The organism is Streptomyces sp. NPDC048111, assembly GCF_043202815.1.
GTDB lineage: Bacteria > Actinomycetota > Actinomycetes > Streptomycetales > Streptomycetaceae > Streptomyces.
This window is the reverse complement of sequence record NZ_JBIDBD010000045.1, coordinates 22,825-31,888: the sequence shown is the minus strand read 5'-3', so window position 1 is coordinate 31,888 and position 9,064 is coordinate 22,825. Positions and strand designations below refer to the sequence as shown.

The 9,064-nt window shown below is 73.7% G+C and carries 5 protein-coding genes; 2 read left to right on the top strand and 3 right to left on the bottom strand.

What is annotated here, in order from left to right:
• Positions 1–189: 189 nt before the first annotated feature.
• Positions 190–1,332 (bottom strand): Dyp-type peroxidase, encoded by a 1,143-nt coding sequence (locus ACGF3I_RS33740; protein WP_393138875.1) that lies wholly within the window; start codon positions 1,330–1,332, stop codon positions 190–192.
• A gap of 66 nt (positions 1,333–1,398) precedes the next feature.
• A complete protein-coding gene (locus ACGF3I_RS33735) occupies positions 1,399–1,668 on the bottom strand; it encodes a hypothetical protein (RefSeq protein ID WP_393138873.1) in 270 nt (89 codons plus the stop codon).
• Positions 1,669–1,912: 244 nt separating this feature from the next.
• Here ACGF3I_RS33735 and ACGF3I_RS33730 point away from each other — a divergent pair, with 244 nt between their 5' ends.
• A complete protein-coding gene (locus ACGF3I_RS33730; protein WP_393138871.1) occupies positions 1,913–3,595 on the top strand; it encodes a sigma-70 family RNA polymerase sigma factor in 1,683 nt (560 codons plus the stop codon).
• A gap of 204 nt (positions 3,596–3,799) precedes the next feature.
• Positions 3,800–5,278, top strand: a complete 1,479-nt coding sequence (locus ACGF3I_RS33725) for a radical SAM protein (RefSeq protein ID WP_393138869.1) — start codon at positions 3,800–3,802, stop codon at positions 5,276–5,278.
• Positions 5,279–5,398: 120 nt separating this feature from the next.
• Here ACGF3I_RS33725 and cobN read toward each other — a convergent pair whose 3' ends face one another.
• The gene (cobN, locus tag ACGF3I_RS33720) at positions 5,399–9,043 is read right to left on the bottom strand and encodes a cobaltochelatase subunit CobN (protein WP_393138867.1); all 3,645 of its coding nucleotides are present in this window, start codon (positions 9,041–9,043) and stop codon (positions 5,399–5,401) included.
• Between the last annotated feature and the right edge of the window lie 21 nt (positions 9,044–9,064).

Genomic DNA, 9,064 nt, shown 5'->3' with positions numbered 1-9,064 from the left:
CGCCGGACGGGCTGAGGATGCGCATGCTGGCCCGCACCGGTCCTGCCAGGGGCGCGGGGAACTGCGCGAGAAGCGACCACGGCCCGCACACGACCTGGGGTTGAGGGGCGCGGGGAACTGCGCGAGAAGCGACCACGGCCCGCAGACGGCCGGGGGTTGAGGGGCGCGGGGAACTGCGCGCACCCCCGGTTACAGAGCCATGCTGCCCAAGGGTCGGCCCGGGGTTGGGCCGGGGAGGATGTAGAAGAGGGCTGAACCGTACTGCTCCGCATAGGAGTTGAGCGCGTCGGCCCCGGCCAGTCGGCTCCCCACTCGCACGAACAACCCCGGATCCCGCATGTACGCCAGGAACAGCAGACCCCGGTCGGCGGGACTGTTCTCGTAGGAGTAGCTGCGGCGCAGCATCCGCGCACCCCCGTCGAGGCGAGGATCGGCGAGACGTACGTGCGCGTCCGCCGGCAGGACGTAACCGCCCTCCGGGGTACGGGCGTTGGGGTCGGAGGCGTCCCGCTCCAGGCCGCCGCCCAGCGGCTCGCCACCCCCCTTGCGGCGGCCCACGATCGCCTCCTGCCTGGCGAGCGGCAGCCGTACGAACTCCTCCACCCGCAACCGCACCCGCCGCACGACCAGGAACGTCCCGCCGGCGTACGGACCCGGCCCGGGGAGCCAGACCCAGCGCTCGCACTCCCGCTCCGTCGGGTTCGCCGAGCCGTTCTTGAAGCCGAGCAGATCGCGCGGGGCCCCGCCGTCCGCCGGGCGCGCGAACGGGCCGGATGCCTGCGGCGGCAGGAACCCCGCCTGGCGCCAGCGCGGCAGCAGCACCCCGGCCCCCGCCCCCGCCAGCAGTCCGGCCAGGCGCTCACAGGCCCCCGGGTCGCTCGCGCGGATCTGGACGCCGATCTCGCCCCCGCCCGCCCCCGCGTCGAGGTGCTCCCCCGCGAAGGCCGGCAGCTCCCGCAGCCCCTCGGGCGCCCCGGCCCCGATCCGCCGCGGCAGTGCGGGGCCGATGCCCACGGTCGCGGTGGGGCTTGGAGCGGTCGCCGCCAGCAGCTCGCTCCAGCGCGCGAGCAGGCGGCGCACCGCGTCGCGGCCCGGCGCGCCCCGGGTCGCCGGGGTCAGGTCGTAGGAGAGGAACAGCGTGTGCGGCTGCGGCGGCTCGATCACTCCGGCCTGCCGTACGGGTCCCGGCGGCGGGCCCGGCACCGGACGCTCCCCGCGCGTACGGGACGGCACGGGAGCGTCACAGCCGCTCAGCACGCACGCCGCCGGCAGGCCGGCCAGTACGGCACGGCGACCGATCGCGGACCGGGCCCCGCACCCGGGGTCACTCAAGTCATCGTACAAAACAGTACATTTCGTGAGGGATGTGTTCGGCACCCTACACCTGGGCGACCCCCGTCACTGCTCGCCCAGCGGGTTGACCGGGGACGGCGGCGCGTCCGGGTCGTCCTCGGCGCGGGGCAGCGGGCGGTGGCCCTCCGACCAGTGGTTGGACCAGCCGCACACCCCGCACGAATACCGTCCGTCGAGGCCGGCCAGCTCGGTGCCGCAGCGCTTGCACCGGGTGTAGGTGATGTCCGGGGTCGCGGGCCCGGAACCGGCCCCGGGCGCGGGTGCCCGCTCGGCCGCGCCGGGCCGCGCCGGCGCGGACTCGGGGGTGTCACTCATGCCCCGGAGCGTACTCAGCTCCGCGGGCCCGGCCCCCGGGACGGCGGGCGTCCGCCACCGGCGGCACGGTGACGAAGCCCATACCCGTACCGCGCCCGTACCTCCCCAATGACTGACACCATCCGGTATCTGCCGGTCGACAGCCGATATCCGTCACCGGTTTTCTGTTATCCGACCGCCGACGACCGTTCTCCTCTTCCGTCGGGTCAGTTGGGTTCGGTGCTCCGGGGAGAGTGGACGAGGCGTGATCAGTGAACAGGCAGCCGCGGTGGTCGTAGCGGCCCGTGCCGGTGACCAGCGGGCGCGGGACGAGCTCGTCGCCGGATACCTGCCGCTCGTGTACAACATCGTCGGACGCGCCCTGAACGGGCACGCGGACGTCGACGACGTCGTGCAGGAGAGCCTCCTGCGGATGCTCGACGGGCTCGGCTCGCTGCGCGACCCCGAGGCGTTCAGGTCCTGGCTGGTCGCCGTCACCATGAACGAGATCCGCCGCTACTGGCAGGGCCACCGCCGCACCCCGGTGGACGGCGGACTCCAGGACGCCTACGACGTGGCCGACCCCGGCGCCGACTTCGTGGACCTCACCATCGTGCGGCTCGGCCTGTCCGGGCAGCGCAAGGAGGTCACCGAGGCCACCCGCTGGCTGGAGCCCGACGACCGGGCGCTGCTCTCGCTGTGGTGGCTGGAGGCGGCCGGAGTGCTCAGCCGGGGCGAGGTCGCCTCGGCGCTCGACCTGTCACCCGAGCACGCCGCCGTACGGATCCAGCGCATGAAGGGCCAGCTGGAGACGGCCCGGGTGGTGGTGCGGGCGCTGGCCGGCATCGAGCGCTGCGGCGAGCTGTCCGGGCTCGTGCTGTCCTGGGACGGGCTGCCCTCCCCGCTGTGGCGCAAGCGCCTGGCCCGGCACGCCCGCGGCTGCCTGGTGTGCTCCGGGCACTGGAGCGGGCTCATACCCGCCGAGGGGCTGCTCGTCGGCCTCGCCCTCGTCCCGGTGGCGGCCGGTGTCGCGGGGCTGCTCGCCGCGCTGCACGCCGCCGGTCCGGCGCTCGCCTCCGTCGCCTCCGCCACGACGCAGCCCATGGCGCAGGCGGCCCCCGCCGCCGCGTCTCCGGCGCCCCCCGCCGCCCGGGGCGGACACGGCGCGCACGCCGCGGGCCGGCGGCGGGCCCCCGCGTCCCGGCGCGATCTGCGCGACCGGCGGGCGCGGCGCAGGCGCCGGACGGCGGCCGTGGTGGCCGCGCTCGCGGTGGTGGGCGCGCTCGGCGGGGCGTACCACTTCCTGACCGGGCCGGGTGAGCAGTCCTCGCACGCGGTCGCGGACGCGCCCCTGACCACCACGGACGCCGCGGCCGACGGCATCGCCACCCAGCCGGTGCTTCCCTCGCCGTCGGTCTCCAACTCCCCTACGAAGGCCAGCAGTTCGCCGTCGCCGAGTGCCTCCAAGTCCGCCTCCCCGTCCGCGAAGCCGTCGGCGCACCCGGTGCCGAAGAAGCCGGCGCCGACCGCCCGGCGGGTGACGCCGAGCGCCGACAAGGAGGTGCCGGGGGCCGTGCAGCAGGTGCTCGACCTCGTCAACTCCGAGCGGGCGAAGGCGGGTTGCTCGGCGCTGACGACCAACGCCCAGCTGTACGACGCCGCGCTCAAGCACTCCGAGAACATGGCCGCGCAGAACTTCTTCGACCACACCGACCCGAGCGGCAACGGTCCCGGTGAGCGGATCACGGCCGCGGGCTACCGGTGGAACACCTACGGCGAGAACATCGCGCGCGGTCAGGCGGACGCGGCGGCGGTCATGGACTCCTGGATGCACAGCCCCGGGCACCGGGCCAACATCTTGAACTGCGCGTTCAAGGAGATCGGGATCGGTGTGCACTACGGGTCGGGCGGCCCGTGGTGGACCCAGGACTTCGGCGCCCGGGGCTAGGGCCGGTCCGGCACTCCCCACGAGGTCCGGGACGGACGTCCCCAGTGGTCCGGGCACGCCCCCCAAGTGGTCCAGGCAAACGGGCCCCGGGTGGACTGGCGGCCCCCGGCGCGCGCTGCCTAACGTCGGCCGTGGTCGGCGCCCGGCCGCACGTCGTGCCGCGGGGCGTCCGTCCTTCGCCACGTAACCGGGGGGTACGTCAGGATGTCTGCCGTCAAGGACACCGGGCTCTTGGGGAGCCGGTTCGATGCACTCGCGAGCAACACGATCGACTACTGGATGCTGCCGGACGATCCGTCCCTCACCCACCGGGGCGTCCTCGACGCCGTGTCGGCGGCGCCCGTGCTGCCCGACGCGTCCCTGCAGCTCTACATCCACGTACCGATCTGCGCGCAGAACTGCACCTTCTGCGCGTTCACGGGCGCCAACAGCATCAGCTACAGGATGGCGGAGCGCTATGCGGAGCTGGTCGTGTGGCAGCTGCGGGACCTCATGGACCGTCTCCAGGTGAAGGGCCACCCGATCACGTCCGTGCACATCGGCGGAGGCAGCCCCGACCTGCTCGGGTCCCACGTCGGCCGCGTCCTGGAGGGTGTCAGGGGGCTGCCCGGCTGCTCCGACGCCACCGAGTTCTCCGTCGAGATGACGCTGAGCACCACCCGGGCGGACTTCATCGAGGAACTGGTGCGCCACGACGTGACGAAGGCGTCGTTCGGGATCCAGACGCTCGACCCGGACCTGCGTGCGCACATGCGCCAGCCGCGTTCGCTCACGCATCTGCCGAAGGTGCTCGACATGATCGGCGGGCGCATTCCGGTCGTCAACGCCGACCTCATCACCTGCCTTCCGGGCCAGTCCCTCGCCATGGCCCTGGACGACCTGCAGGCCCTCATCGAGCACCCCGCGATCAACGCGATCAGCTCCTATCTGCTGACGTCCGGCGCCTCGCCGTCCCTGGTCGGGGGGCTGCTCTCCGGCGCCCTGCCGCAGCAGGCGCCCGCGCACGAACGCGCGCTGATGCGCCTCAACACCTACGGCACCCTCCTGCGCGAGGGGTGGGTGCGCCGCGGCACCAACACGTACATCGATCCGTCCGCCGTGCCCGCGGCCTCGCTCGACAAGATCAGCGGCAACGAGTGCCTGGGGCAGAGCCATCACGCGGCGTTCCTGCTGGGCGTCGGCGCCAGCGCCATCTCCAGCATGCCCGGCGTGCGGCTGGAGCAGGTGAGTTCCCTGGGGCAGTGGATGGCCGCCGCGGAGCGCAAGGAGCACCCGCTGCACCTGCCCAAGTGCGCGACCGTCCCGCAGGCGGACGCCGCCCTGTGGGTCTTCCCGCTCCGGCACGAGGGGCTGCCGCAGCACCGGTACGACTGGATGGCCGAGAACGGCGCGCTCGACGACGAGCAGGTCCGGACCCTGCGGGCCCTGTGCGACGAGGGCCTGGTGCGGCACACGGCGGCGGGCTACGAACTCACCGTCCTCGGTGAGGTCTTCATGGGCCATCTGGTGCGCCTGCTGAAGAAGGAGGCGAACCGCAGGGCCGTGGACGACTACATCAGCGAAGGTCTCGCCCTGGGCAGCGCGATCGCGGTCGGCGGCCTTGAGGACCGCCGCACCGTGAACAACCGCCAGGTCGCCGACGTCCATCTGAGCGAGAGGGGCGCCGCGTCGTCCACGCCCTGATCCCGCGGCCCCACCGCGCCTGCCGTACGGTCGGGCGCCGCCGAGCCGCCGGAGCCCGAGCGGAGCGGGCCCGGGTCGAAGGACCCGGGCCCGCCCGGCGCGGGCGTGCCCGGTGTTCGCTCAGCCCTCGTCCTCCAGGTCGCCCTCGGTCTCCAGGTAGACCTGGCGCAGCGCTTCGAGTACGGCGGGGTCGGGCTTGGCCCACATGCCGCGGGACTCGGCTTCCAGGAGGCGTTCGGCGATGCCGTGCAGGGCCCAGGGGTTGGCGTTCTGGAGGAACGCGCGGTTGGCCGGGTCCAGGACGTAGGTCTCGGTGAGCTTGTCGTACATCCAGTCGGCGACGACGCCGGTGGTGGCGTCGTAGCCGAACAGGTAGTCCACGGTGGCGGCGAGTTCGAAGGCGCCCTTGTAGCCGTGGCGGCGCATGGCGTCGATCCACTTGGGGTTGACGACGCGGGCGCGGAAGACGCGTGAGGTCTCCTCGACCAGGGTGCGGGTCTTGACCGTCTCGGGGCGGGTGGAGTCCCCGATGTAGGCCTCGGGGGCGGTGCCGCGCAGGGCGCGGACGGTGGCGACCATGCCGCCGTGGTACTGGAAGTAGTCGTCGGAGTCGGCGATGTCGTGTTCGCGGGTGTCGGTGTTCTTGGCCGCGACCGCGATGCGCTTGTAGGCCGTCTCCATCTCGTCGCGCGCGGGGCGCCCGTCGAGTTCGCGGCCGTAGGCGTAGCCGCCCCAGACGGTGTAGACCTCGGCGAGGTCGGCGTCGGTGCGCCAGTCGCGGGAGTCGATGAGCTGGAGCAGGCCCGCGCCGTAGGTGCCGGGGCGGGAGCCGAAGATGCGGGTGGTGGCGCGGCGTTCGTCGCCGTGTTCGGCGAGGTCGGCCTGGGTGTGGGCGCGGACGTAGTTGACGTCGGGGCCTTCGTCCAGGGAGGCGGCGAGGCGGACCGCGTCGTCGAGCAGGCCGATGGTGTGCGGGAAGGCGTCGCGGAAGAAGCCGGAGATGCGCAGGGTGACGTCGATGCGGGGGCGGCCCAGTTCGTCCAGCGGTATGGGTTCGAGGCCGGTGACGCGGCGCGAGGCGTCGTCCCAGACGGGGCGCACGCCGAGCAGGGCCATCGCCTCGGCGACGTCGTCGCCCGCGGTGCGCATGGCGCTGGTGCCCCACAGGGAGAGGCCGACGGAGGTGGGCCAGTCGCCGTTGTCGGTGCGGTAGCGCTCGGCGAGGGATTCGGCGAGGGCCTGGCCGGTCTCCCAGGCGAGCCGGGAGGGGACGGCCTTGGGGTCGACGGAGTAGAAGTTGCGGCCGGTCGGCAGGACGTTGACGAGGCCGCGCAGCGGGGAGCCGGAGGGGCCCGCCGGGACGAAGCCGCCGTTCAGGGCGTGCAGGGCGTGGTCGAGTTCGGCGGTGGTCGCGGCCAGGCGCGGGACGACCTCTTGGGCGGCGAACTCCAGGATGGCGCGCACCTGTTGGGGCTGGTCGTCGGGGATCGCCGCGAGGTCCCACTCGGCGTCGTCCATCGACTGCACGAGGGCGCGGGCCCGTTCCTCCGCCTCGTCGGCCGTGGTGCGGGTGGCGGCGGACTCGTCGAGGCCGAGGGCTTCGCGCAGTCCGGGCAGGGCGGTGGTGCCGCCCCAGATCTGGCGGGCGCGCAGGATGGCGAGGACGAGGTTGACGCGGTCGGCGCCGGCCGGGGCGTTGCCGAGGACGTGCAGGCCGTCGCGGATCTGGACGTCCTTGATCTCGCAGAGCCATCCGTCGAGATGCATGATGAACTCGTCGAAGCCCTCGTCCTCGGGGCGGTCGGCGACACCGAGGTCGTGGTCGAGCTTGGCGGCCTGGATGAGCGTCCAGATCTGGGCGCGGATCGCGGGCAGCTTGGCCGGGTCCATGGCGGCGATCTGGGCGTGTTCGTCGAGGAGTTGCTCCAGGCGCGCGATGTCGCCGTAGGAGTCGGCGCGGGCCATCGGCGGCACGAGGTGGTCGATGAGGGTGGCGTGCACGCGGCGCTTGGCCTGGGTGCCCTCGCCGGGGTCGTTGACCAGGAACGGGTAGATGAGCGGGATGTCGCCGAGCGCGGCGTCGGGGCCGCAGGCGGCGGAGAGGCCCGCGTTCTTGCCGGGGAGCCACTCCAGGTTGCCGTGCTTGCCGAGGTGGATCATCGCGTCGGCGCCGAATCCGCCGTCGGCGGCGCTCGCCGCGATCCAGCGGTAGGCGGCCAAGTAGTGGTGCGAGGGCGGCAGATCGGGGTCGTGGTAGATCGCGATGGGGTTCTCGCCGAAGCCGCGCGGGGGCTGGATGAGGATCAGCAGGTTGCCGCGGCGCAGGGCGGCGAGGACGATGTCGCCCTCGGGGTCGCCGCCGTTGCCCGCGCGGGAGCGGTCAAGGAACATCTCGCCGGGCGGCGGGCCCCAGTGCCGCTCGACGTTCTCGCGCAGTTCCTCGGGCAGGGTGGCGTACCAGCGCTTGTAGTCGGCGGCGGGGATGCGCACCGGGTTGGCGGCGAGCTGCTCCTCGGTGAGCCAGTCCTGGTCGTGGCCGCCGGCGTCGATGAGGGCGCGGATCAGCTCGTCGCCGTCGCCGGAGACGAGGCCGGGGATCTCCTCCTCGGGCCCGAAGTCGTAGCCCGCGGCGCGCAGTCGGCGCAGGAGCGCGACGGCGCTGGCGGGGGTGTCGAGCCCGACGGCGTTGCCGATGCGGGAGTGCTTGGTGGGGTAGGCGGACAGGACGAGCGCGATGCGCTTGTCGGCGGCCGGGATGTGCTTGAGGCGGGCGTGCCGTACGGCGATGCCGGCGACGCGGGCGGCGCGCTCGGGGTCGGCGACGTAGGCGGGCAGCCCGTCCTCGTCGATCTCCTTGAAGGAGAACGGGACGGTGATGAGGCGGCCGTCGAACTCGGGGACGGCGATCTGGCTGGCCGCGTCGAGCGGGGAGACGCCCTCGTCGTTGTCCTCCCAGGCGCTGCGCGAGCCGGTGAGGCAGAGCGCCTGGAGGATCGGTACGTCGAGGCCGCTGAGCGCGCCGGCGTCCCAGGACTCGTCGTCGCCGCCCGCGGAGGCGGTGGCGGGCCTGGTGCCGCCGGCCGCGAGGACGGTGGTCACGATGGCGTCGGCGGCGCGCAGTGCGTCGATGAGCGCGGGCTCGGGGTCGCGCAGCGAGGACACGTACAGCGGGAGCGGGCGGGCCCCGGCGTCCTCGATCGCGCCGCACAGGGCGTCCACGAAGGCGGTGTTGCCGCTCATGTGGTGGGCGCGGTAGTAGAGCACGGCGACGGTCGGGCCCTCGACGGGGCGGGCCGTGCGCTCAAGCGGTCCCCAGGACGGGGCGGGCGCGGGCGGCTCGAAGCCGTGGCCGGTGAGCAGCACGGTGTCGGACAGGAACCGGGCGAGCTGGTCGAGGTTGGCGGGGCCGCCGTGCGCGAGGTAGGCGTGCGCCTCGGCGGCGATGCCGACGGGGACGGTGGAGGCGGCCATCAGCTGGGCGTCCGGGGCCTGTTCGCCGGTGAGCACGACGACGGGCAGTCCGCTCGCGGTGAGCTGGTCGAGCCCGTCCTGCCAGGCGCGTACGCCGCCGAGGAGGCGTACGACGACGAGGCCGACGCCGTCGAGGAGCGCGGGCAGGGCCGTCAGGTCGAGCCGGGAGGGGTTCGCGAAGCGGTACGGGACCGGGCCGTTCGCGGCGCGGGCGCTGAGGAGGTCGGTGTCGGACGTCGACAGGAGCAGGATGGGGCGGGGGTCCTCTGCGGGCTCCCCGGACGTGTGCAGCATGCGGCGTCAGGCCTTCCTCGG